A 22722-nucleotide genomic window follows, 5' to 3' on the forward strand; every position below is an offset into this window, starting at 1 on the left:
CATCCTAATAATCAACTGGATTGTCTCGCCCCAGTTTTTCGACATGCGCCTTCAGGATGGCCGTCTTTTCGGCAGCCTCGTGGATGTCTTCAATCGGGGGGCGCCGGTGATGTTGCTGGCTACGGGCATGGTGCTGGTGATTGCCACCCGGGGCATTGACCTGTCCGTGGGGGCGGTCATGGCCATATCCGGTGCGGTCGCCGCCAGTCTGGCCGATAGCCATTCGGTGTTCGTTTGCTTGGCTGCGGCGCTTGGAGCCGGTTTGCTCTGCGGCTTGTGGAACGGGCTGTTGGTGGCATTTCTCCGCATCCAGCCGATCATTGCTACCCTGATTCTGATGGTCGCCGGACGTGGGATCGCCCAGTTGATCACCGAGGGACGGATCGTGACCTTCACCTCACCCGAGCTGGCCTGGTTGGGGAGCGGCGCCCTTTTCGGTATTCCGGCGCCGGTGGTTTTGGCGGGGGGGACGCTGGTGTTGGCCATCCTTCTGGTACGGGGCACAGCCCTTGGGCTGATGATCGAGGCCACGGGGGCCAATGCGAAGGCAAGTCGTTTGGCCGGGATCGATACGCGCTTGATGACGCTCGCAGTTTACATGTGGTGTGGCCTCTGCGCCGCCTTGGCAGGGGTGATTGTCGCTGCGGATATTCTGGGCGCCGATGCCAACAACGCGGGCCTTTGGCTGGAGTTGGATGCAATTTTGGCGGTGGTGATCGGGGGAACCTCCCTGTTCGGCGGGCGCTTCAGTCTGGTTTTGGCGGTGGTGGGTGGGTTGATCATCCAGGCCATGAACACGGGGATCCTGCTGAGTGGCTATCCGCCGGAATTGAACTTGGTGATCAAGGCCACGGTGGTGCTTGCCGTTCTGCTGCTGCAGACGCCTCGTCTTATCGCCTTTAAGGACCGTTTGCTTCGGGGGACCCATTGATGCGCCGCCACCTGCCTGTCCTCGTCACCACAGTCGTGTTCTTGCTCGGTTTTCTGTTTTGCGCCATCCAGTATCCCAATATTGCCTCCACCCGGGTGGTGATGAATCTGTTCACCGATAATGCCTTCCTCGGCATTCTGGCCGTAGGCATGACCTTCGTCATTATTTCGGGGGGCATCGATCTGTCGGTCGGATCGGTGATTGCCTTTACCACTGTCTTTTTAGCGATCGCCATCGGGGACTGGGGAGTGTCTCCGGGGGTAGCCTTCGTCCTTGTCCTGGGGATATCGGCCCTGTTCGGCGCGGCCATGGGCGCGATCATCCACCATTTCGACGTACCGCCCTTCATCGTCACCCTGGCCGGGATGTTCCTGGCCCGGGGGGTGGCTTTCCTGATGTCCACGGAATCCCTGCCTATTGATAACGAGTTGTATCATCAGGTGGCGTCTTTTTCCATCCACCTTCCCGGGGGCGGACGGTTGCGGATCATCGGCATGATGATGATGGTGGTTTTCGTTCTTGGGGGGATCGTTCTGCACTACACCCGCTTCGGAACCAATGTCTTCGCCCTGGGGGGCGGTCGCGATACCACGGCCTTGATGGGGGTTCGGGTCGGGCGGACGACCGTCGCGATTTACACCCTGTCCAGCCTGTTGGCCGGCCTTGCGGGGATCGTCTTCTCCTTTTACACGGCATCGGGTTATTCCCTGGCCGGTGTCGGGGTGGAGTTGGATACGATCGCGGCGGTGGTGATCGGCGGGACCCTGTTGTCCGGGGGGGCCGGAACCATCTTCGGCACCTTCATCGGTATCCTGATCCAGGGATTGATCCAAACCTACATCACCTTTGACGGCACCTTGTCGAGTTGGTGGATCAAGATCGTCACAGGCATATTGCTGTTTCTGTTCATCGGCTTGCAACAATTGCTGACCCACTTGGCGCGACGGGCTGCAAGCCGGTCGGGTACATGAGCCGTTCCGCTCCGCGTTCTCTTCGGCTCCCACTTTTCCACTCGATGCTCCAATCAAGGTGCGGAAATGCTGTTTTTGTCGTCTTTTTTGGGCGATAGCCCAAGCCCATTTGGGGGCAATGCCCCCAAACCCCCCTTTTTCTTTTAAAAATAAGATCCCGGGGTCTGGGGCCTTACGGGGCCCCAGTGGGGGACGGGGCAATACTCCCTGTCGTGTACGGTGGACTGGCCGCTCAATTGGCCTCGAATTTATTCTAAAGTCTATATGCTTATACCAAACGGCGCGGGTTGAAACCCACGCCGCTTTTCTTGCGTTCAAACGCCAGGCGGGCTTTTACGCGCTATAAGGCGCGGCGGCCACTTGACCGCTTCCAAGGTGCGGTGAGTCAAACTCACCGCACCTTGGTATTAGAGTGAAGTATGGCCGAAATGATCAGAAGGGCCGCATATGTTGACGCTCACGTAGAGGGGAAAAGGGTGTCTCCGTCCGGCTCGCTTCGCCACAGGTCGCCCGTGTCCAGATCAAACCACCATCCGTGCAGGCTCAGGGTCTTGTTCTCCACCCGGCTTTTCACCCAAGGATAGGTCATCAGGTTGCGCAGAGAGCCCTTGATGGCTGCCCGTTCCACTAGGCCGGCGTTTTCCACCAGGAAGTCCAAGGGCACAGCCTTTTCCTTCGTCGGATTGCTGGGGTCTGAGACGAAATGGCGGGACGCATCCAGGGCGAGTGAAACCCATTGATTGATGAAATCCCGTTCCAGGGGCTTGCCCGCCGCATTGGACAGCATGGCCTGGATTCCCCCGCAATGGGCGTGGCCCAGGATGATGATGTGGTCCACCTTCAGGTCACGCACGGCGTATTCAAGGGCTGCGCTGGTGCCGTGGAGATGGTCGTCGGGTTCGTAGGGGGGAACCAGATTGGCCACGTTGCGCACGGTGAACAGCTCCCCGGGCTCGGCACCCGTGATCAAACCCGGGTCGACCCGGGAGTCGGAACAGGAAATGATGAAGGTGGCCGGAGATTGCCCCTTTTCCACCAGATCCCGCATCAGATCGGGCTTGTCCCGGTAGAAACGGTCCTGAAATTGGCTCAAACCGTCCAGCAGGTGGGAGATGGAGCGGCTTTGGGACTCATTCTGATCGCTCACAATTCGGCCTTTCGCCCTGAAGTTGAATCCATTGTTCGCTGACAGACGGACATAAGATGTCAGGATTACCCTTTGGGAAAGGGATATATGGAGGCCGAACCGTTCAAATGACAGGGGCCGTCTGTGCGTTTAATACCAAGCGGCGCGGGTTGAAACCCACGCCGCTTTTCTTGCGTTCAAACGCCAGGCGGGCTTTTACGCGCCATAAGGCGCGGCGGCCACTTGGCCGCTTCCAAGGTGCAGTGAGGCAAACTCACCGCACCTAGGTATAAGACGGCGGACCTGAATTCGTTTGGGACATACTTGGGTATCGATTGAATGAGACAGAAAGGAGCCTTCGATCATCAGCCTCAGGGTTAACCAATCGGGAAATAACGGGCAAGCAGATGGTCCGCCCTATCCTCCACCGCTTGCGTCTCCAAGCCTTCCAGATCGTGCCGGATCTGGGGCAGGACTGCGAAGGCGGCGTCAAGGACCCTTCCGTCGAAATGGCTGTCCCGCCCCTCTTCAAGGATGGACAAGGTTCGGTCCAAGGGGAAGGGGGGCTTGTAAGGGCGTTCGCTGGACAGGGCGTCGAAGACATCGGCGATGGCAAAGATCCGAGCCGCCAGAGGAATCTCCTCGCCCTTCAATCCCAGGGGATAGCCAGAGCCATCCACCTTTTCATGGTGGCCGCCGACCACACTGACTGCCCCCGCCAACCAGGACCCTTGGGCGATGATGTCCAGACCGTGGACCACATGGGTCTTCATGGTCTCGAATTCGGCGTTGTCCAGCTTGCCGGGCTTGAGCAGGATCGCATCCGGGATAGCGATCTTACCCAGGTCGTGGAGGAAGGACCCCTTGATCAGTTCGCGAATTTCACCGTCGTTACACCCCAGCTTTTGGGCAATCGCTGCGGCATAGAGGGTCACCCGGTAGTTATGGACATTGGTGTCGCTATCCCGTTTGGCGATGGCGTCACCCAGAACTTTGAGGGTGCCCAGATTGGCGTCCAAGAGGTCCCGGGCCTTGTCCACGATATGCCGTTGCAGGCTCATCATCAGGGGGTAGAGGATCAGGGCCGTCATCAGGACGGAGAGAACCACCAGCGCGGTGACTCCCAATGTGGTTTCGCGGATGCCAGCCACTGTGGCCGGGGAAATCCGGTAGATCCCCTCGAACCAACCGGCAGGGGCATTCCCCGCGACTTCGGCTTTTCCCAACCAAAGGGGCACCATCACCTGAAGATAGAGGTCTCCATCGATCAGACTCTTGCGGTACCAAGTCTCGCCCAAGTTGGGAAAATCGTGGCTACTTCTGTCATAATTGCTTTCGGGTAGTTTGACCTCAGCGACGGAGGTTCGCTGGGCATCGTAGATCTCGGCCAGGACGAAAAAATCCTCGCCAGCCGAGGATCGTTCGGTGATCAGTCTGCGCAGTTGGGCTTCCACCCCGTCGACCCCGATCCGTGCCAGACCGTCCAGGCGTTCGGCTTCCCGTTGGGCGCGGGACACCAGGGCCTCGTCCAGGGTCTCGGTCTCCACCAGGAAGGCGATCCCCCCTGCCAGGGCCGCCAGCAGGATCGCGGCTAGAAACAACCGGGTGGCCAACCGCCGCCGGAAGTGAACGATGACATCCAGATTTTCCGCGCCCATGGCGCTTCCCCCGCCTTTGTGTTTGTCCCGCGCGAGTATGCGCGGGATGTCTAATATTACTCTGCGCGACTATGCGCGGGATGTCTGACGGCAAGCTGACGGAAAAAAATGAAGACCGTCAGGGAGGCGTCAGGCGGCGGGGCTAGGGTATCCCTCATCCGATCCGCCGACCTGCGGATCCGGGAAACCCAAAGGGAAGACGAGAGACATGAAGAACCTGATCACGAGCACCGCCCTGGTGGCGGCTTTCGGAGCCACCCTGGGCCTCGCTGCGACCTCCGCCATGGCCGAAGAGCAGTGGTGCGGCCCGGCCAAAGACGGCGCCATGAGCGAAGACAAGGCCGCCGAGATGTATACCGCCAAGGGGTATGACGTGAAGAACACCGACATGGAGCATGGCTGCATCGAGCTGAAGGCCATCGACCCCAGCGGCAAGCGGGTAGAGATGTACGTCGATGCCAACACCGGTGAAATCGTCAAAGTGAAGGACTAAACAGGATGTCGGATGCCCCCTCTAGGACCGTCGTGGTCTGGGACCCCCTGGTCCGTATCTTCCACTGGACGCTCGTGACTGCGGTTCTTATCGACCTGGTCCTTGAGGCGGGCTCCAAGATCCATATCTGGGCAGGATATACCGTCGCCGGGCTTGTGGTCTTCCGGCTTGTCTGGGGAGTGATCGGGTCACGACATGCCCGATTCAGTGATTTCGTGCGCTCTCCCGGAGCGGTCTTGGGCTATCTCAAGGACCTGCGTCGGGGGAAGGCCCGCCACTACCTGGGCCATAACCCAGCCGGTGGCGCCATGATCCTGCTGCTTTTGGCTGCACTTGTTATCACCGCTGGAACCGGTGTTCTGATGAATACGGACCGGTTCTGGGGAAATGACCTGATCGAAGGGATCCACGAGACGGCTGCGAATGCCTTCTATATCCTGGTTCCCATCCATTTGGCGGGAGTGGTCCTCTCCAGCCTGTTGCACAAGGAAAACTTGGTGCGGGCCATGATCACGGGACGCAAGCCCCTGTAACGCTCAGCCCACTTGTTTTCTTGGGGAATGAACCAGCGTTCCAGAATCGGGCGGAATCCCGGTTTGGAACGCTGGCGGTTTTGGGAAAGGGGATGGACCCATGCGGTTATTATTGGTGGAGGATGAACCGGCCTTGGGTCCCTTGATCCGGGATCATCTGGCGGACGCCCGCTTCACCGTGGATCTGGTGACCACGGTGGAAGACGCCGAAGCAGCCCTTTCCACCACCTCCTATGATCTGATCATCCTTGACCTTTCTCTGCCCGATGGCGATGGGTTGGAGCTGGTGCGGCGTCTTCGGGTGAACCGGATGACCGTTCCGGTGCTGGCCGCGACCGCCCGCGACCGGGTGGATCAGCGTATTTCCGGTCTGGATCTGGGGGTGGACGATTATCTGGTCAAACCCTACGACCTGGGGGAGCTGACCGCCCGGGTGCGGGCCTTGCTCCGCCGCCCCGGTGCGGCCCATGGGGTGGCCCTGTCCCGGGGGGATATCCGCCTGGATACGGTGACCATGGCCGTCACCGTGGCGGGGCGCCCTCTGGTCCTGGGCAAGCGTCGGGTGGTCCTGTTGGAAGCCCTGATGCGGGCGTCGGGGCGGGTTGTCTCCCGTCAGGCCTTGGAAGACAGCCTCTATGGCATGGACGATGTGGTTGCGGGCAACGCCCTGGAGGCCGCCATTTCGCGCCTGCGCCGGGCTTTGGCCGATGCGGGAAGTTCCGTGGCCCTGCACACGGTGCGGGGTGTCGGCTATATGCTGGGAGACGCCGATGACTAAACGGAGAGGCTTGGCCGAGCGGGGGCCGGGGTCCCTGAAAGGTCGCCTGATCCTCGGGTTGATCGCGGTCAATACTCTGGTCTTGCTTGGTGTCTCCTTCGCCTTTGTCTGGCGAGGCTACGCGGGCAGTGAGGCCGAGGTTCTGGAGCAATTGGACGATCGGGCATCGGATCTGGCCCTGACCGCGACCCGCGACGCCGGGGGGCGGCCCATTCTGCCCGACCAGGGTCCTGGACAGGCCCTCTATGACCCGGTGACGGGGGAGAGTGCCCCGGGGTCGGATCGGACCCTTGTGGAGCGCCTTGCGGTGCTGGGGGATTCGGACCTGCGGGAGGGAATAAACCACTATTGGCACGAGGAAACCGGACAGATCTACCAACTCGCCTATCACAGGGTGGATCGGCCAGACGGCGCGCTCATCGGTATCGTCTCCCACGATGGCGAGCCGGGGGTGGAACTGTGGGATTGGGTGGGACATGAGGTGGAGACCGATCTGGTCCCCCTGTTCGTACCCCTGCTTCTGCTGTCGACCCTGGTGACGATGGTGACGGTAAGCGTCGGCCTGGGGCCGGTGCGCGCCCTGTCCCGGGATGCCTTGAAGCTGGGGCCGGATCGCTTGGATCTGCGCCTGTTTCGCCCGGGGATCCCGACCGAGATTCAGCCTTTGGTGCGGGCCATCGATGACAGCTTGGACCGGGTTCAGGCCGGGTTCGAAATTCAACGACGGTTCACGGCCGATGCCGCCCATGAACTGCGCACGCCCCTGTCCGTGCTCAAAGCCCGCTGCGGGCTGGTGGCCGATCCGGCCCTGAAGGGGTCGTTGGAGCGGGACATCGACCGGATGGCCGGAGTGGTCAACCAGCTTCTTTCCGTTGCGCGGCTCGAAGGGCGGGGCTTGACGCTGGAGGACAGGGTGGACCTGGGCGCCCTCGCGCGCGGGCTGGTGGCAGACCTCTTTCCCCATGCCCACCGTCTGGGCCGGACCCTGGCGGTGGAGGAGGAGCAAGCGGTGGTCGTCGATCCAGGGAATGCCGATGCCCTGCGCGATGCCCTGCGCAACCTGCTGGAAAACGCCCTTCGGGTGTCACCGCAGGGGGAGGAAGTGGTGGTCCGTGTCGGCCCGGGCCGTGCCCTGCATGTTTTGGATCGTGGCCCCGGCGTGCCAGAAGACGAGCGGGAGGTCATTTTCCAACCCTTCCATCGGGGGGATGGCGAGCAGGATGGGAAGGGAGGAGCCGGTCTGGGGTTGGCCATCACCCGGGATATCATGACGCGCCATGGCGGGCGGGTGTCTGTCGCTGACCGACCGGGTGGTGGCGCGGTCTTCTCCCTCGACTTCCCGCTATCCCTCCGGCCCTGAGAGTGCGAACCGAACTGACTCTCATTATGACAAGTGCGTTTGAGCGCCGACCCCGAGAATACTCCCTGTCGTATACCGCACTGCTGGCCGACTGATTCCCATGAACCAACTCGCAAGAGTAGCAATTTAAAGAATTATATTGCGAATCTATGATGCAGCACTCTAGAGGGGCATCAGGGCCTCGTTGCGGAGGAGGGCTGTGACCCCATCGAACATCACGCCATCATAACCCATCTCGACGATGGCCGCGAAGGTTTTGCCGATGATGTCCAGCCACTGGGGATGGGTGTAGTCGACCCAGTAGACGCCGGAGACGCCGGGGACAAAGCCAACAAGCCAGGGCGGATTGCCAACGCCCCATTCGGGTTTCCAATAGAACCGGGTGTCATCGGCAAGGCCGATGGTCTGCCGGGCCAGGACCAGTCTGGTGGAACCCAGGGCCTTGAACTTCAGGGAGTGGACCTGTTGCTTGGTCAGGGGTTCATTCCCGTTGAACAGCGGGTCGACGATCAGGATGTCATAGTTGGTCTGGCGCAGGGCATCCACCATTTCGCCGGGGCTTTGGAATTTCCGCGTACTCAGCAGGGCCAGGACATTGTGGGCGTCGCCCAATTCCATGATATTTTCAGCGTTTTCCCCCATGGGAGCCGCTTTGGGAACCGTGTCGAAGGCCTTGTCCCCGTCTACGGCAGTGGCCACGAAGATCTGCTTGGACAGCCCTTCGACGACGGCTTTTCTGGCCTCTCCCTCGTCCTTACAGCGTTCCAGGGACAAAAACTTGAATCCGTCCTTGAGAAGACTGGCGATCTCTTCATCCGTGGTGCTGGATGTCCGTGGGTCGCAGAAATGTTGGTCCATGGCGAAGCCATCGATGGACCGGGCGAAGCGGCGGTGCAGGCTGCCCAGTGGAAGCAGAACCTCTTGGCTGAGGGGTTCCCCAGGGGGGATCTTCAAGAGGGCCAGATCCCGTTCCCGCTTGCTCTGGGTTGCCAGGAAGGCCCCTCCGCGCACGACAACTCGGAAGGCTGGATTCCTTTGGCGGGCAAAGTCAGACATCTTGGCGATCATATCGCGCATGGTGGCCCGGTAGTTGGGAATCTTTTCCGGCTGGATGTCGACGGGTGGCTCCTCGTAGACATCCTCGGTCAGGTCCCGACCGTCCAGGACGACGCGGGGCCGATGGGTGTCCTGGGCCTGTGCGCGCGAAAGCGGACCCGCAGCCAGGAGTACCAGGGTGAGCAGGGCGAAAGTCGATGTGGAAACCAGATCAAGACGCGGCACGGACACCCTCCGCCACAAGATTGGCGATGGCCAGACTGGAGGTCAGGCCCGGTGATTCTATGCCATAGAGGGCGAAATAACCGTTAACGCCGGTTTCCTTGTCGGTCTGAAAGCAAAAGTCTTTGGCCGTCTCGCCGGGGGCCTGGATTTTGGGTCGCATACCCGAATAGTCAGGGCTCAGCCGATCCGCCGTCAGGTCAGGCCAGTAGCGCTGGATGGCCTCGACGAAGCCCAGGGCGCCCTCGGGATTGACGGTGTAGTCGAAATGGGGCGGCTTGGCGGTATCATTGGCGATCCACTCCGCATCTGGGCCAAAGCGGCCCCGTCCCCCGAGGTCCCGGGTGTAGTGCAGACCCAGGGAAGCCTCTCCCGGAGTGGGGTAGATCAGGCGCTCGAAGGGAGGGCGACCGGAAAGGGAAAAATAGGAGCCCTTGCAGAAATACTGGGGTGGGATGGTCGCGGCATCCAACCCGGCAAGGGCCCGGGCCAGGGGCTGGGCGCCGTGTCCGGCGGCATTGACAACGGTTTTGGCCCTTAGGGTCATGGGGTCCGCGCCGCCAGTAACGACCTCGAGGCCGCCATCCACGGCACGGCCCCCGACGACGGGTGTGTTGAGCGCCAGGGCTGCCCCATGGGCTTCTGCGTCGCCCAACAGGGCAAGCATGTAGCCGTGGCTGTCGATGATCCCCGTAAGGGGGGAATAGAGGGCTGCGACACAACGCAGGCTCGGCTCCATGGCCAGCGCCTCGGGTCCATCCAGCCATGCCAAGTCGACACCTGCTGCCTTAGCCCGAGCCTGGACGGCCTTCAGCCGGGAGATTTCTGCCTCGCCACCTTCCTCGGTGGCGACAATCAGTTTACCGCAAGCCATATGGGTGACCCCGTGAGACCGACAAAAACCGTAGAGTTTGTCACGGCCTTCGACGCAAAGGCGGGCCTTCAGGCTACCCTCGGCGTAGTAGACGCCAGCGTGGATCACCTCGCTGTTGCGCGCCGAGGTGATGGTGCCGAAGGCCTCCTCGGCCTCGAGGATCAGCACCTCTCGCCCTTCCAGGGCCAGGGCGCGTGCGATGGCCAATCCAACCACACCTGCGCCGATCACGACAGCATCGACCGTTTCGACGGGTGCGACGGCTTCCGGGGAGGAGGCGACAGAGACGAAGGAGGCGTCGGTCATGGGGCAGGTCCGTGGGTGGTTGGGTTCCGGTTGGCGGCAATGCGGCTCTCGCATGGGAATGCCCCTTGCCGAGAGGGGTGTGTGCATGCCTTATTGGCCGCAAGCTTCCATCTATTGCAAGCCGAAAGGTTGGTTCATGCGTTTCTACCGCCCGTCGTTGGCTCGAATTCTCGGGGTCTTCTGCGCCTTGTCAGTATTTCAGGTCCAAACCCTGATTCCAACGCTGACCCCAACGTCGGCCCAAGCTCAGACCGCAGCTGCTGTGAAGGATCCCAGTGGGAGCAAATCCCGACCGGATGTGCCCTACGCCTGGACCCAGGAGTTCCCGAAGACCGATTGGTTTAAGCTGGACATGGATCCGAAGGACATTCTCGACGGTGGCCCCACCCGGGATGGTATTCCTTCCATCGATCATCCCGAGTTTCGGCCCGCGATGCAAATCCGCAAGGGCCAGATTGGTGACCAGGAGCCTGTGATTGGTGTGACCGTCGGCAAGGAGAGCCGAGCCTATCCCCTGTCGGTTTTGATTTGGCATGAAGTCGTCAACGATACTCTTGGGGGCGAGCCCGTCGCCGTAACCTACAGCCCCCTTTGCAATCTGACCGCAGTCTTCGACCGGAGGATAGGCGGGCGGGCCTTGGAATTCGGCGTGACTGGTCGCCTGATCCATTCCTGCCAGATCCTGTATGACCGGGAAACGGAATCCTGGTGGGAGCAGATGACAGGAGAAGCCATCGCCGGGGCTCACACCGGACAGATGCTAAGGGAATTACCCTCGCGCCTGGAAAGCTTTGGGGACTTCAAGGAGCGGGCGGGTCCCGATGCTCTGGTACTGATTCCCTCCGATCCGGGCAAGCGGCAATACGGCACCAACCCCTATTGGGGCTACGACCGATCCGCCCAACCCATGCTCTACAAGGGCGAACTGCCCAAGGGGATTGAGCCCCTCAAGCGGGTGGTTTTTGTCGGCGAAAAGGCTTGGTCCCTGGATCTCGTGAAGGAAAAAGGCAAGATCGTTGAGGGCAACCTGGAGATCACCTTCGTTCCTGGTCAGGTCAGTGTCGTCGATGCCCCCGACATCTCCCGCAGCCGACCCGTAGGTGGGGCGATTGTCCAGCGGCGGAAAGAAGACGGGAGTCTGGTGGATACCCACTACGGTGTGGTCTTTGCCTTCGTCTTCCACGCCTTCTTCCCCGAAGGGCAGATTGTCACCGAGTAGCCGGGGATGGCGTGGCGGTCGTCATCAGAGACACCAGGGCGCGGAACGGCGCGACGAGCACAAGGCCCATGGCCAGCTTGACGCCCAAATCGCCGAGCGCCCAGGTCATCCAGGGCAGATTCTGTCCGGCAAAGGCCAGGGAGAAGAACAGGCCCGTATCGAGCACGGATCCCAGGATCGTTGAAATGAAGGGGGGCAACCACCAGACCCGGTTGCGCAGGCGATTGAAGACGAAGACGTCCATAAGCTGGGCGCAAAGGAAGGCTGAACCCGAGGCAAGGGCGATGCGCGGGCTGGCCAGCAGGATGCTGAGAACCACAGCGCAGGCGAACCCTGCATAGACGACCTTGCGGGCCATGGCCGGACCATGGACCCGGTTGGTCACATCGGTGACGAGGAAGGCGACCGGATAGGTGAGGGCCCCCCAGGTCAGCCAGTCGTTGATGGGCCACTGGACGAGGTAGTTGGAGGCAGCGACGACAACGGTCATGGCCGTGACAGCCGCAAGAAGGGGCGCCGAAAGCAGGGCGAACATGGGCGTGATCCTGAAACAGAGAAGTTGCCTCATTACTGCAGCTTGGTCGGCGGACGCAAGAAAAAGCCTGCTCGGAAGGGGCCTGGGTGGTGGTTTAACAGGGTGCGGAAAACAATTTTAGCCGTCTTCCCCGTGCACGCGGGGATCCATATTTTATGCTTTTATACTCTGTCTCCTTGAAAAAACGAAGAACGCGGGGCTTTGCCCCGCCCCTCAACCGGGGCCTGAGGCCCCGGACCCCCATTTGGGATCAAAGGGTCTGCAGACCCTTTGCGGGTCTGGGCAGAGCCCAGAAACTGCGAAGCACAGTTTCCGGATGTTCGAGGAAACGGTGTATATTCCTCCAATGACACTGGATCTGGATTCGCGCGTTCGCGGGAAGGACGATCTTTGAGAATGATCGGACTTGTTCCGCATCCACGCGATGCTCTAACCATATGACTCTCGATCAAACCGCCCTAAATCGATGCCGATTTAGGGCGGTTTGATCGAGAGTGTGTTGACCCAATCCTTTGCCCAAGCCCCGAGCGGTTCGATCAGGTCAAAAAGGGCGCAACCCTCCAGAGTCAAGGCATACCCCTCCGGGGTTCGCTCCACCAGATGGGCGGCGCGCAATTCCTTCAGCCGGGTGTTGAGAACACTGGGCGAGATGGAGTCGCAGCGGTCTTGAAGATCTCGGAAGGTACAGGCTCCGTCATGCAGTTGCCAAAGGATCCCGAGAGCCCAGCGACGTCCCAGCAGGTCGAGCAAGACCATAATGGGCTGGCCTGTCCGGGAACCTCGGACGGGTTGTCCCGGGCGGGGAATGCGAGCGTCTGAGTCCGTGGCCATGGGGGACGGTGTCTCCTCCTGGGGAGTGTCGAACATTGCCCATTGCGGGGGCGCTACGAATAGTGTAGCGATACGTTGCTACTGTTTTCGTAGCTAACATGATCTCCTTTTGAATGCAATCGGACTTTGGAAAGCAATGAACATGTGTCTTTGGGTCTGTTTGGCCCTGATGTGGAGTTCGGCCTTTTTGGCCATCAAGGTTGCGGTGCCGACCGTCGCCCCTTTGGTGATCGTGGCCTGTCGCATGGGGATCGGCACGGGAATAGTCTTGATGGTCTTCGCGTTCGCGCGGAAATCCGTCCCCCGGGATGGACGGAGCTGGCTTGTGATGGGCATAGCGGGCCTGTTGGGAAACATCATTCCCTTCACCCTGATCGGTTATGGGGAACAGCATGTGGACAGTGGGTTGGCGGCTCTTTTGATGGGCATCGCCCCCGTTGTGACCGTCCTTTTCGCACCGCTGTTCGATCGGGGCGAGCATCTGACGGGGCGGGTATTATTGGGGGTGGTCTTGGGGCTGGCGGGGTTGGTTGTTCTCTTTGGTCCGGCCGTCCTGCGGGATCTGGGGCGGGACCTTCTGGGGCAGGGGGCCATATTGGGCGCAGCCTTGTGCTACGCCTTCACATCCCTGTTCCTGCGGCGTTTCAATCGCTTGGATCCCCTGACCACAACGGCGGGGTCCATGACGGTGGGGACTCTATGCGTAGGAGGGCTTGTTTTGGTGCTCCAGGGGGGCGCTGGGTTCTCCCCCGATGGGTCCGCCGTCTGGGCTATCGTCTACCTTGGCGTGGTTCCCACGGCCCTGGCCATGTTGATCTATTTTCACTTGCTGCCCCGCATTGGTGCTCCCCGGCTGACCCAAATCAACTTCGTGGTGCCCGTTGTCGGGCCGCTCTTGGGAATGCTGATTCTGGGGGAGAGGCCGGATCCCGCGGTTCTTTTGGCTCTGCCGTTGATTGTTGCAGCGGTGGGATTGGTGGTCTTCCGTCCCGCAGCGAAAGGGAAACCTTAGGATTGTTAGAGCATCGAGCGGAAGAGTGGACCCGGTTTTCCGGTCCACTCGATGCTCTAACAATTTGATCTAAGGCTTTGGCCAAATTCTCCGAGGGTGGTCATCGGCAAGACGGATGGGTATCCTTCGAACCCAGGCTTCTCCTCCGATAGAAAAGGCCCATCCAACCATGCGCGCGGAACGTCCCCTGTCCACCTGTCCCCATGATTGTTTCAGTGTCTGCGGTGTGGAGGCCGAAATCTCCGACGAGGGCAAGATCACACGCCTGCGGGGATCCCGCGCCAACACCTATACGGAGGGGGTGATCTGCGCCAAGGTTGCCCGCTATGACCAGCGCATCAATCATCCTGACCGCCTGACCGAACCCTTGCTCCGGACCGGCCCCAAGGGGTCTGGTCAGTTTACGCCTATCTCCTGGGACGAGGCCCTGGACCGGACGGTGGAGGGCTTTCAGCGCGCCGCCCAGGCCCATGGGCCGGAGACGGTCTGGCCCTATAACTACGCGGGCACCATGGGGCTGGTGCAGCGCGATGGCTTGATCCGTCTGACCAACACCATGGGGTATTCCAAGCAGCTCGGGACCATTTGCATGGGATTTGGCTCGCCGGGCTGGGCCGCAGGCGTGGGCCACGGTGTGGGCGTCGACCCCCGGGAAATCGCCAAATCAGAGCTGTTGGTCTTCTGGGGGCTGAACGCCGTCCATACCCAGGTCCAACTGATGAACTGGGCCAAGAAAGCCAAGAAGAACCAGGGCGCTCCCCTGGTGGTGATTGATCCCTATCGCAACGCCACGGCGGAGAAGGCCGATATCCACCTGATGCTTCGACCGGGAACAGATGGGGCGCTGGCCTGTGCGGTCCAGCATGTGCTGTTCAAGGAAGGTTTCGCCGATCGCGATTACATGGCCGAACACACGGACAACCCCGCCGAGCTGGAGGCCCATCTGGAAAGCCGCACACCCGCTTGGGCTGCGGCGATCACGGGGTTGACCGAGGCGGAGATCATCGATTTTGCCCGACTCTATGGCCGGACCAAGCGGTCTTTCATTCGATTCGGGGTCGGATTCACCCGCCAACGCAACGGTTCTGCGGCTATGCATGCGGCCAGTTGCTTGCCAGCCGTCAGCGGTGCTTGGGCCCATGAGGGTGGCGGTGCGCTGTTTTCCCACAGTGGTCTTTTCAAGATCGATTCGACCCTGATCCAGGGCTCGGATGTGGTCGATCCCGAGGTCCGAACCCTGAATATGGTGGACTTGCCCGCCGTGCTGGAGGGCGGCGCCAAGGCCCTGAAGGGCGGGCCGCCGGTCACCGCCATGTTCATCCAGAACACCAACCCCATGGTGGTCAATCCCGACAGCGCCCGAGTCCACGCTGGATTCGCCCGGGAGGACCTGTTTACCGTGGTGCATGAGCAATTTATGACCGAGACGGCAGCCATGGCCGATATTGTTTTACCGGCCACCATGTTCCTGGAACATCCGGATATCTACAAGGCCGGAGGGCATTCCTATTTGCAGGTGGCCAAGGCCCTGGTGGAGCCGCCCGGGCAATGCCGCTCCAACCATGACGTTGTTTCCGCTTTGGCCAAAAGGTTAGGGGCCGCGCATCGGGGCTTTACTCTGTCCGCTTGGGACATCATCGAAGAGACGCTCGCGACGTCCGGCCTGCCGGAGGCGGAGGAGATCTACCGGCGTGGCGGTTTGGATGGCACACCAGAAGCCTTTGAAGACGCTCACTTTCTCTCGGGTTTTCCGACCAGTGACGGGAAATTCCACTTCCGGCCCGATTGGAAGGGTGATCTGGCCGAGGTGATGCCGAGACTGCCCGATCACCTGGCGGTCATTGAGGAGGCGGACTCGGTTTATCCCTTTCGTCTGGTGACCGCGCCGGCGCGGAATTACCTGAATACCAGCTTCACCGAGACCCCCGAGTCCATCCGCAACGAAAAGCGTCCGGAATTGATGGTCCATCCTGAGGATGCGGCGGCCCTGGGTTTGAGTGACGGAGACCTCGGCAGAGTGACGAGCCGAAGAGGCTATATTGACATCCATCTCCGCTTGTTCGAGGGATTGTCCCGGGGCGTGATGGTTACGGAGACCCTTTGGCCGAACAAGGCGTTTGTCGGTGGCAAGGGAGTCAACCATTTGACCAGTGCGGACCCCGGGCCTCCCCTGGGTGGGGCGGCTCTTCACGATACCGCCGCGCGGCTGGAAAAGAGTCCCCTCAACCCGGACTTCTGACCCGTCGACGGCGGAGAGGGGCACGAGACGGAATGGATGAAGTGACCGGCGGAACGGGCAAAGCCCGTGTAATTGTCATCGGCAACCAGAAAGGGGGCTCGGGCAAGTCGACGGTGGCCATGCACTTGGTGGTGGGGTTGGCCCGGGCGGGTTTTCGTGTGGGCTCCATCGACTTGGACGCCGGACAGGCTACCCTGACCCGCTATATCGAGAACCGCAGGGCCTTTGGCGAGAAGCGGGAGTTGGACCTCCCCGGGCCGGAGCACATGCCGCTCGCCCCGGGCACCAGCATCGAGGCTGACGAACGCCGCCTGGAGCAGGCCATGTTGGCCTTTGACGAGCAGGTGGACGTGGTGGTGATCGATACACCGGGGTCGGATACACCGCTGAACCGGGCGGCCCATGGTTTGGCGGATATTCTGGTCACCCCCCTGAACGACAGCTTCGTGGATTTGGACGTGCTCGCCCGGGTGGACGGGGAGACCTTGAACATCACCGGCCCCAGCCCCTATGCCCAAACGGTTTGGGAAGCCAAAATGGCCCGGGCCCGGCGCGATGGCACGACTATGCGCTGGATCGTGTTGCGCAATCGCCTGTCGCACCTGGACGCGCGCAACAAGCGGGAAATGGAAGAGGCCCTGACTGACCTTGCCAAGCGCATCGGCTTCACGATTATCCCGGGCCTTGGTGAGCGGGTTATCTACCGCGAAATGTTCCTGAACGGTCTGACCCTTCTGGACCTGAAGGACAAGAGTGCGGGTGTGGACATGAAAATGTCCCATGTTGCCGCCCGTAATGAGTTGCGGGGTGTGCTTCAGGCCTTGGGCGTGGACGTGGGGTAATCTTTACTCCACCGCGCCTGCAAGGCACTCTAAACTCACTACAATGAGAGTGAAATGGGACGAGTTTGTTCCAAGCTGATCCCATTTCACTTTAGCTCCCCCTCAAAATAGGCAATCGTTTTCTTCAACCCTTCCATCACTGGAACCTTGGGCTCCCAGCCGAGCAGGGCTCGGGCCTTGGTGATGTCCGGCTGGCGCTGGCGCGGGTCGTCCTCGGGAAGGGGCTTGTGAATCAGAGTGGATTTGGAGCCTGTCAGCTCGATGATCGCTTCCGCCAATTCCCGGATGGTGATCTCATGGGGGTTGCCCAAGTTCATCGGGCCCGTTTCTGACGCATCCGTTCCCATGAAGGCGATCATACCTGCCAACAGGTCATCCACATAGCAGAAGGACCGGGTCTGATCGCCCTCGCCGTACAGGGTGATGGGGTCGTTCTTCAGTGCTTGGATGATGAAATTCGAGACCACCCGCCCGTCGTTGGGGTGCATGCGTGGCCCATAGGTGTTGAAGATCCGGATCACCTTGATCTCGACCCCGAATTGCCGGTTGTAGTCGAAGAACAGGGTTTCAGCGCAGCGCTTGCCCTCGTCATAGCAGGCCCGGGGGCCGATGGGATTCACGTTGCCCCGGTAATCTTCCGTTTGCGGGTGTACCGTGGGATCGCCGTAAACTTCGCTGGTCGAGGCTTGGAGGATCCGAGCCTTGGTCCGCTTGGCCAGCCCCAGGACGTTGATCGCCCCGTGCACGCTGGTCTTGGTCGTCTGCACCGGGTCGAATTGGTAATGGACCGGGCTGGCGGGACAAGCCAAGTTATAGATCTCGTCGACCTCGACATAGAGGGGGAACGTTACGTCGTGGCGCATCAACTCGAAATAGGGGCTACCCATCAGGTGGGCCACATTGGCCCGTTGGCCGGTGAAGAAGTTGTCCACGCAGAGGACGTCGCAATCCTGTGATAGCAATAGTTCGCACAGGTGGGACCCCAGGAAACCGGCGCCGCCGGTAACCAATACCTTCTTCCGCGTCTTCATCACGTCAACCCTTTCCAGATCCCGAGCCCAGCCGTCCAGGGACGGGGGAGTGGCAAACCATAAGCCGTTAAAGGTTTATCAAACGTTGAAGCGGCTTCGGTCCGACCAATAAATCTTGCTCTGGTCCGGTGGCGCAACCATCTTGAAGGGAGGACACATCACCGAGATGTCAGGGATTTCATGACGGATCGTTCTCATCAGACTGGGCTCCAAAAACCCGCAACCGGGGCCTCAGTGACGGCGTTTCTGGATCAAGTGGCCCAGTTGCCCGCCAAAGGGGGTGGGGATCGCCTGCGGGGGCGGCTGCTTTTCGCCATGGATGCCACCAAGAGCCGGGAACCCACCTGGGACATGGCCTGTTCCCTGCAAGCCGACATGTTCACGGAGACGGCGGATCTTGGCGGCCTGGACGTGAGTCTGGCCTTTTACCGGGGCTTCGGTGAATGCAAGGCTGGCCCCTGGGTCTCTGACCCCCGTGCCCTGCTTGGACTGATGGGGAAGGTGCGCTGTGCGGCAGGGCGGACTCAGATTGGACGGATCCTCGACCATGCCCAGTCGGAAACCCGGAAGATGCGGGTCAACGCTCTGGTGTTCGTCGGCGATCGTATGGAGGAGGATGCAGACCTGCTCGCAGAGCAGGCCGGGCAGTTGGGTTTGTTGGGGTTGCCCGTTTTTCCCTTCCTTGAGGGCGCCGATGCCCAGGCCGAGCGGAGTTTTCGCGACATCGCCAAGCTGTCCGGTGGCGTCTTCTGCCGCTTTGACGTCGGTGCGGCGGCCAAATTGCGGAGTCTCTTGGGTGCCGTCGCCGTTTATGCTGCGGGGGGGCGGAAGGCCCTGGAACACTATGGTGCCAAAGCGGGCGGGGAGGGCGCCCGTCTGTTGTTGCCCGCTCTGTCCAAGCGCTAACTAATACCAAGGTGCGGTGAGTTTGGCTCACCGCACCTTGGAAGCGGCCAAGTGGCCGCCGCGCCTTATGGCGCGTAAAAGCCCGCCTGGCGTTTGAACGCAAGAAAAGCGGCGTGGGTTTCAACCCGCGCCGCTTGGTATAAAGTGAAGCGGGATCAGCTTGACTCAAGCAGATCCCGCTTCACTCTCATTCTATAAGTTTTAGAGTCTCTTCGAGATCAAGCTTGGTCGCGAAGAGACCAAACTTGATCTCGGAATACTCTAAGGGCGAGCCATGTTTCCCCTATTCATTCTCGGTTTGTTGTTGCTGGTGGGGCTGATCCTGCTTGCCAAATGGTTCGTCAATACCGAGCCGCGTCACGTTCTGCGGTCCTTGTATTGGGTCGCGGGCCTTTCGATTGTTGGCTCTGGCCTGTTCCTGGTTCTGACCGGACGGTTGGGATGGGCCGCCGCCACCCTGGCCGCTGCCCTGCCTTGGGGGCTGAGACTCCTCAGGATTTTGGGAGGGATCGGACTCCTGAAAGGGGCGTTCGGTGGTGGCTCTCGGGGCGGTGCAGGGTCCTCCGGCAGGGACCGGATATCCGAGGTGATGTCGGTTTATCTGCGAATGAAGTTGGACCATAACACAGGTGGAATGACAGGGGAGGTGGTGGCCGGTCCCCTGGCGGGGCGATCCTTGGCGAGCCTGGACGAGGAAGAGCTTAAGGGCTTGATACAATTGGTGTCTGCGGATCCGGATAGTCAGGCTCTGCTGGAGAGTTGGCTCGACCGGGAACGACCCGGGTGGCGTGCGAGTGACGCGGAGAGCGGAGAGTCTGTCGGACCCGGTGCCCGAGGACAGGGGGGAGACGGCCCCATGACCCGGGCGGAGGCCCTACTCATTCTTGGTCTGGAGGAGCCCGTGGATGCGGAGGTGATCGCTGCCACCTATCGCCGCCTGATGCGCCAGGCCCATCCCGATCACGGGGGAAGCGCCTGGTTGGCGGCCAAGATCAACCAAGCTCGGGATGTCTTGTTAAATCGCTGACGCCTCGCCTCTCCCTCTCAATACCCTGCTTTGTTATGAACCAATGGTGGGCTTCGGCGTTTCCTTTTTGCCATACCTTGGATTCTGTTCCCAAAAGTGAAATCGGATAAGCTTGAGTCAAGTTGGCTTAGTTTCACTCTGATCTTCATAAATTTGAGAGAGTCTTAGAGGCTAAGCTGGGCCTCGGAGCACTCGAATGCTCGGAGGTTTTCAAAAGAGTCATCGGACGGTGCACAAGGTTTTTTGTGTCTCCATCACTTTTCCAAAGTCCGACTGACGCCTTCGTTTGGGGCGATGGACGAGTTTCCTATCCCGTAACCCTTTCGTAACATGGGCAAAGGGTCGTGCCCGATGGGAAACCTCGCTTGCGGTTCCTCGGTTGGCATGGCATTAACGGCAATGCCGATCGCATGGTGCGAACCCAATCCCACGGGTTCCCTATGCGCTCTCGGCTCGAACAGAGAGAGGTACCATTATGTCCCGACGCGTGCGCAAGGCCGTCTTCCCCGTAGCGGGAATGGGAACACGTTTCCTGCCAGCCACCAAGACCATGCCCAAGGAAATGCTGCCCGTCGTTGATAAGCCCCTGATCCAATATGCCGTCGAGGAAGCTGCGGCGGCGGGAATCGACCATTTCATCTTTATTACCGGTCGGGGCAAACATGTCCTGATGAGCCATTTCGACCACATGCCCGAGCTGGAAGCCATGCTGGAGGAAAAAGGCAAGACCGACATCCTCGATTCTTTGTTGGGCTCCATGCCACCGCCGGGCAAGGTCTTCGCTACCCGCCAGCAACAACCTCTGGGCTTGGGTCACGCTGTCTGGTGTGCCCGCGCCTTCGTGGGGGATGAGCCCTTCGCCGTGCTCTTGCCCGATGACTTGGTCTTGTCTGACAAGCCCTGCATCGGTCAGTTGATTGACGCTTACGAAGCCACCGGTGGGAATGTGGTTGCGGTGGAAGACGTACCCCGGGATCGCACCAACAAATATGGCATCTTGGATGTGGTCACGGACGATGGACGACTGGCTCGAGCCAAGGGGTTGGTGGAAAAGCCCGAGCCTGCGGTGGCGCCGTCGACCATGGCGATTATTGGTCGATATGTCCTGGATCCAGGTATTTTCGACCTCCTGGAGAACCTGCCCCGGGGTGCGGGTGGCGAGATTCAGTTGACTGACGCCATGAACGCCCAGATCGCTGACGTTCCCTTCCACGGCCTGCGCTACGAGGGAACCCGCTACGATTGCGGGGACAAGGTGGGATTCCAACAGGCGAACATTGCTTACGCTCTGGCCCGGCCAGACATGCGTGAGGCGATGAAACAGGTTTTGCGGGACTTCACCAAGGACTTATAGGATCACGACTGGAGCGGCACCCAGTACTGCCGCTTCCTTTTCACGGAAGGCGTGTCCCGGCGATGGGGCGCGCGCCATTGCGGAGTTGCGACGATGCGTATTGCCATGATCGGAACCGGTTACGTTGGACTGGTTTCCGGGGCCTGTTTTTCCGAGTTCGGCGTTGAAGTTGTTTGCGTCGATAAGGATGCCTCCAAGATCGAGGGCCTGCGTGAGCGCGGCGAGATTCCTATTTTCGAGCCGGGTCTCGAAAAGCTGGTGGAAACCAACAGCCAGGGGGGGCGCCTGTCTTTCACGACGGATCTGAAAGAAGCGATGGCCGGCGCCGATGCGGTTTTTATCGCTGTGGGGACTCCTTCGCGCCGGGGCGATGGTCACGCGGATCTGTCCTATGTCTACGCTGCGGCCAAGGAAATTGCCGAGACCATGGACCGTTACACGGTGGTCGTGACCAAGTCGACTGTGCCGGTGGGCACGGGCCGCGAGGTGGCACGGATTATCAAGGAAACCCGGCCAGACGCCGAATTCGATGTCGTCTCCAACCCGGAATTCCTGCGGGAAGGCTCGGCCATCAACGACTTCATGCGCCCCGACCGGGTCGTCATCGGTGCCGAGACTGAACGGGCCCAGGAGGTCATGCGTCAGCTCTACCGTGTTCTGTATTTGATCGAAACGCCGATCCTGTTCACCAGCTTGGAAACCTCCGAGTTGATCAAATACGCAGCCAATACCTTCCTGGCGGCCAAGATTACCTTCATTAACGAAATCGCCGATCTGTGCGAAAAGGTGGGCGCAGATGTGCATGATGTGTCCCGGGGTATTGGCCTGGACGGGCGCATCGGCAAGAAGTTCCTACATCCCGGTCCGGGCTATGGCGGGTCCTGCTTTCCCAAGGATACTTTGGCTTTGGTCAAGACAGCACAGGACTACGGCTCGCCCCTGCGCATCATCGAAACGGTCGTTGATATCAATGACAAACGTAAAAAGGCGATGGCCCAAAAGATTATTTCCTTCATGGGAGGGGATGTGAAGGGCAAGACCGTCGCTGTACTGGGGCTGACCTTCAAGCCCAATACGGATGACATGCGCGATAGTCCCAGCCTGGATATCGTTCCGGCTTTGGTGGAGGCCGGCGCGATCGTGCGGGCCTACGATCCAGAAGGCATGAGTGAGGCAGAGAAACACTTCGGCGATACCATCACCTACGGTCAGGGCGCCTATGCATGCATGCAAGGGGCTGACGCGCTGGTCATCCTGACCGAATGGAACGAGTTTCGGGCCTTGGACCTTGATAAGGTCAAGGAATTGCTTAATACGCCGGTGATGATCGACCTGCGCAATATCTATAATCCCGATGATATGGAAGCCGAAGGTTTCCGATACAGCCCGATCGGTCGCCGCGCCGTCGACTGATCGGG

The 22722-nt window shown here is 60.4% G+C and carries 21 protein-coding genes; 14 read left to right on the top strand and 7 right to left on the bottom strand.

The genetic code is table 11. The features are described 5' to 3' along the window. The first annotated feature begins 43 nt into the window (after positions 1-43). Both ACLIRY_RS00865 and yjfF read left to right on the top strand, forming a co-directional pair. Positions 44-931: an ABC transporter permease gene (locus ACLIRY_RS00865; RefSeq protein ID WP_413203451.1), complete on the top strand. Its 888-nt coding sequence runs from the start codon at positions 44-46 to the stop codon at positions 929-931. After that, positions 931-1902, top strand: coding sequence for a galactofuranose ABC transporter, permease protein YjfF (gene yjfF / locus ACLIRY_RS00870; protein WP_413203452.1), 972 nt, complete (start codon positions 931-933; stop codon positions 1900-1902). The genes ACLIRY_RS00865 and yjfF overlap by 1 nt, the downstream gene beginning before the upstream one ends. A gap of 457 nt (positions 1903-2359) precedes the next feature. Here yjfF and ACLIRY_RS00875 read toward each other — a convergent pair whose 3' ends face one another. Then, positions 2360-3049, bottom strand: a complete 690-nt coding sequence (locus ACLIRY_RS00875; protein ID WP_413203453.1) for a carbonic anhydrase — start codon at positions 3047-3049, stop codon at positions 2360-2362. Positions 3050-3405: 356 nt separating this feature from the next. Next, the gene (locus ACLIRY_RS00880) at positions 3406-4686 is read right to left on the bottom strand and encodes an HD-GYP domain-containing protein (RefSeq protein ID WP_413203454.1); all 1281 of its coding nucleotides are present in this window, start codon (positions 4684-4686) and stop codon (positions 3406-3408) included. 208 nt (positions 4687-4894) lie between these two features. On the opposite strand from ACLIRY_RS00880, the gene ACLIRY_RS00885 reads away from it, so the two are divergent. From ACLIRY_RS00885 to ACLIRY_RS00900, 4 genes are all read left to right on the top strand, one after another. Next, the gene (locus ACLIRY_RS00885; RefSeq protein ID WP_413203455.1) at positions 4895-5179 is read left to right on the top strand and encodes a PepSY domain-containing protein; all 285 of its coding nucleotides are present in this window, start codon (positions 4895-4897) and stop codon (positions 5177-5179) included. A 5-nt stretch (positions 5180-5184) separates the two neighbouring features. Beyond that, on the top strand, positions 5185-5712 hold the full coding sequence (locus ACLIRY_RS00890; RefSeq protein WP_413203456.1) for a cytochrome b/b6 domain-containing protein: 528 nt from the start codon (positions 5185-5187) through the stop codon (positions 5710-5712). A gap of 100 nt (positions 5713-5812) precedes the next feature. Next, positions 5813-6490, top strand: coding sequence for a response regulator transcription factor (locus ACLIRY_RS00895; protein ID WP_413203457.1), 678 nt, complete (start codon positions 5813-5815; stop codon positions 6488-6490). Further along, positions 6483-7850: a sensor histidine kinase gene (locus tag ACLIRY_RS00900; protein WP_413203458.1), complete on the top strand. Its 1368-nt coding sequence runs from the start codon at positions 6483-6485 to the stop codon at positions 7848-7850. The genes ACLIRY_RS00895 and ACLIRY_RS00900 overlap by 8 nt, the downstream gene beginning before the upstream one ends. 162 nt (positions 7851-8012) lie before the next feature. Here the strand turns inward: ACLIRY_RS00900 and ACLIRY_RS00905 are convergent, their stop codons facing one another. Together ACLIRY_RS00905 and ACLIRY_RS00910 are read right to left on the bottom strand one after the other, a co-directional pair. Then, positions 8013-9131, bottom strand: coding sequence for an alpha-1,4-polygalactosaminidase (locus ACLIRY_RS00905; protein ID WP_413203459.1), 1119 nt, complete (start codon positions 9129-9131; stop codon positions 8013-8015). Then, positions 9118-10308 carry an NAD(P)/FAD-dependent oxidoreductase gene (locus ACLIRY_RS00910; RefSeq protein WP_413203460.1) on the bottom strand — a complete coding sequence of 397 codons (1191 nt, stop codon included), beginning with the start codon at positions 10306-10308 and terminating at the stop codon, positions 9118-9120. The genes ACLIRY_RS00905 and ACLIRY_RS00910 overlap by 14 nt, the downstream gene beginning before the upstream one ends. Positions 10309-10444: 136 nt before the next feature. Between ACLIRY_RS00910 and ACLIRY_RS00915 the strand changes: the two genes are divergently transcribed. Then, positions 10445-11527 (top strand): DUF3179 domain-containing protein, encoded by a 1083-nt coding sequence (locus ACLIRY_RS00915; protein ID WP_413203461.1) that lies wholly within the window; start codon positions 10445-10447, stop codon positions 11525-11527. Here the strand turns inward: ACLIRY_RS00915 and ACLIRY_RS00920 are convergent. Further along, on the bottom strand, positions 11517-12062 hold the full coding sequence (locus tag ACLIRY_RS00920) for a queuosine precursor transporter (RefSeq protein ID WP_413203462.1): 546 nt from the start codon (positions 12060-12062) through the stop codon (positions 11517-11519). The genes ACLIRY_RS00915 and ACLIRY_RS00920 overlap by 11 nt on opposite strands. 474 nt (positions 12063-12536) lie before the next feature. Next, on the bottom strand, positions 12537-12893 hold the full coding sequence (locus tag ACLIRY_RS00925) for a winged helix-turn-helix transcriptional regulator (RefSeq protein ID WP_413203463.1): 357 nt from the start codon (positions 12891-12893) through the stop codon (positions 12537-12539). A gap of 136 nt (positions 12894-13029) precedes the next feature. Here ACLIRY_RS00925 and ACLIRY_RS00930 point away from each other — a divergent pair, with 136 nt between their 5' ends. The 3 genes from ACLIRY_RS00930 (at position 13030) to ACLIRY_RS00940 (ending at position 16986) form a co-directional block, all read left to right on the top strand. Next, positions 13030-13905 (top strand): DMT family transporter, encoded by an 876-nt coding sequence (locus ACLIRY_RS00930; RefSeq protein WP_413203464.1) that lies wholly within the window; start codon positions 13030-13032, stop codon positions 13903-13905. 169 nt (positions 13906-14074) lie between these two features. Continuing rightward, entirely contained in the window at positions 14075-16144 is a 2070-nt protein-coding gene (locus ACLIRY_RS00935) for a molybdopterin oxidoreductase family protein (RefSeq protein WP_413203465.1), read from the top strand. A gap of 32 nt (positions 16145-16176) precedes the next feature. Continuing rightward, complete coding sequence (locus tag ACLIRY_RS00940; protein WP_413203466.1) at positions 16177-16986, top strand: division plane positioning ATPase MipZ; 810 nt, start codon at positions 16177-16179, stop codon at positions 16984-16986. An 86-nt stretch (positions 16987-17072) separates the two neighbouring features. On the opposite strand, the gene ACLIRY_RS00945 is transcribed toward ACLIRY_RS00940, so the two are convergent. Next, the gene (locus ACLIRY_RS00945; RefSeq protein WP_413203467.1) at positions 17073-18017 is read right to left on the bottom strand and encodes a UDP-glucuronic acid decarboxylase family protein; all 945 of its coding nucleotides are present in this window, start codon (positions 18015-18017) and stop codon (positions 17073-17075) included. 180 nt (positions 18018-18197) lie between these two features. Here ACLIRY_RS00945 and ACLIRY_RS00950 point away from each other — a divergent pair, with 180 nt between their 5' ends. The 4 genes from ACLIRY_RS00950 (at position 18198) to ACLIRY_RS00965 (ending at position 22717) form a co-directional block, all read left to right on the top strand. After that, the gene (locus ACLIRY_RS00950) at positions 18198-18923 is read left to right on the top strand and encodes a VWA domain-containing protein (RefSeq protein WP_413203468.1); all 726 of its coding nucleotides are present in this window, start codon (positions 18198-18200) and stop codon (positions 18921-18923) included. Positions 18924-19197: 274 nt separating this feature from the next. Further along, positions 19198-19950, top strand: a complete 753-nt coding sequence (locus ACLIRY_RS00955) for a hypothetical protein (RefSeq protein WP_413203469.1) — start codon at positions 19198-19200, stop codon at positions 19948-19950. 475 nt (positions 19951-20425) lie between these two features. Further along, the gene (gene galU / locus ACLIRY_RS00960; RefSeq protein WP_413203470.1) at positions 20426-21304 is read left to right on the top strand and encodes a UTP--glucose-1-phosphate uridylyltransferase GalU; all 879 of its coding nucleotides are present in this window, start codon (positions 20426-20428) and stop codon (positions 21302-21304) included. 93 nt (positions 21305-21397) lie between these two features. Beyond that, positions 21398-22717, top strand: coding sequence for a UDP-glucose dehydrogenase family protein (locus tag ACLIRY_RS00965; RefSeq protein ID WP_413203471.1), 1320 nt, complete (start codon positions 21398-21400; stop codon positions 22715-22717). The last annotated feature ends 5 nt before the right edge of the window (positions 22718-22722 follow it).

It is taken from the genome of Rhodospirillum sp. A1_3_36 (assembly GCF_047263945.1).
Lineage (GTDB): Bacteria > Pseudomonadota > Alphaproteobacteria > Rhodospirillales > Rhodospirillaceae > Rhodospirillum.

Excerpts from the sequence above, each read along its gene's own strand:
- ACLIRY_RS00865 (WP_413203451.1), top strand. The coding sequence starts at position 44 with ATGCGCCTTCAGGATGGCCGTCTTTTCGGCAGCCTCGTGGATGTCTTC.
- yjfF (WP_413203452.1), top strand. The coding sequence starts at position 931 with ATGCGCCGCCACCTGCCTGTCCTCGTCACCACAGTCGTGTTCTTGCTC.
- ACLIRY_RS00880 (WP_413203454.1), bottom strand. The coding sequence starts at position 4,686 with ATGGGCGCGGAAAATCTGGATGTCATCGTTCACTTCCGGCGGCGGTTG.
- ACLIRY_RS00885 (WP_413203455.1), top strand. The coding sequence starts at position 4,895 with ATGAAGAACCTGATCACGAGCACCGCCCTGGTGGCGGCTTTCGGAGCC.
- ACLIRY_RS00890 (WP_413203456.1), top strand. The coding sequence starts at position 5,185 with ATGTCGGATGCCCCCTCTAGGACCGTCGTGGTCTGGGACCCCCTGGTC.
- ACLIRY_RS00895 (WP_413203457.1), top strand. The coding sequence starts at position 5,813 with ATGCGGTTATTATTGGTGGAGGATGAACCGGCCTTGGGTCCCTTGATC.
- ACLIRY_RS00900 (WP_413203458.1), top strand. The coding sequence starts at position 6,483 with ATGACTAAACGGAGAGGCTTGGCCGAGCGGGGGCCGGGGTCCCTGAAA.
- ACLIRY_RS00910 (WP_413203460.1), bottom strand. The coding sequence starts at position 10,308 with ATGACCGACGCCTCCTTCGTCTCTGTCGCCTCCTCCCCGGAAGCCGTC.
- ACLIRY_RS00915 (WP_413203461.1), top strand. The coding sequence starts at position 10,445 with ATGCGTTTCTACCGCCCGTCGTTGGCTCGAATTCTCGGGGTCTTCTGC.
- ACLIRY_RS00920 (WP_413203462.1), bottom strand. The coding sequence starts at position 12,062 with ATGTTCGCCCTGCTTTCGGCGCCCCTTCTTGCGGCTGTCACGGCCATG.
- ACLIRY_RS00925 (WP_413203463.1), bottom strand. The coding sequence starts at position 12,893 with ATGGCCACGGACTCAGACGCTCGCATTCCCCGCCCGGGACAACCCGTC.
- ACLIRY_RS00930 (WP_413203464.1), top strand. The coding sequence starts at position 13,030 with ATGAACATGTGTCTTTGGGTCTGTTTGGCCCTGATGTGGAGTTCGGCC.
- ACLIRY_RS00935 (WP_413203465.1), top strand. The coding sequence starts at position 14,075 with ATGCGCGCGGAACGTCCCCTGTCCACCTGTCCCCATGATTGTTTCAGT.
- ACLIRY_RS00940 (WP_413203466.1), top strand. The coding sequence starts at position 16,177 with ATGGATGAAGTGACCGGCGGAACGGGCAAAGCCCGTGTAATTGTCATC.
- ACLIRY_RS00945 (WP_413203467.1), bottom strand. The coding sequence starts at position 18,017 with ATGAAGACGCGGAAGAAGGTATTGGTTACCGGCGGCGCCGGTTTCCTG.
- ACLIRY_RS00950 (WP_413203468.1), top strand. The coding sequence starts at position 18,198 with ATGACGGATCGTTCTCATCAGACTGGGCTCCAAAAACCCGCAACCGGG.
- ACLIRY_RS00955 (WP_413203469.1), top strand. The coding sequence starts at position 19,198 with ATGTTTCCCCTATTCATTCTCGGTTTGTTGTTGCTGGTGGGGCTGATC.
- galU (WP_413203470.1), top strand. The coding sequence starts at position 20,426 with ATGTCCCGACGCGTGCGCAAGGCCGTCTTCCCCGTAGCGGGAATGGGA.
- ACLIRY_RS00965 (WP_413203471.1), top strand. The coding sequence starts at position 21,398 with ATGCGTATTGCCATGATCGGAACCGGTTACGTTGGACTGGTTTCCGGG.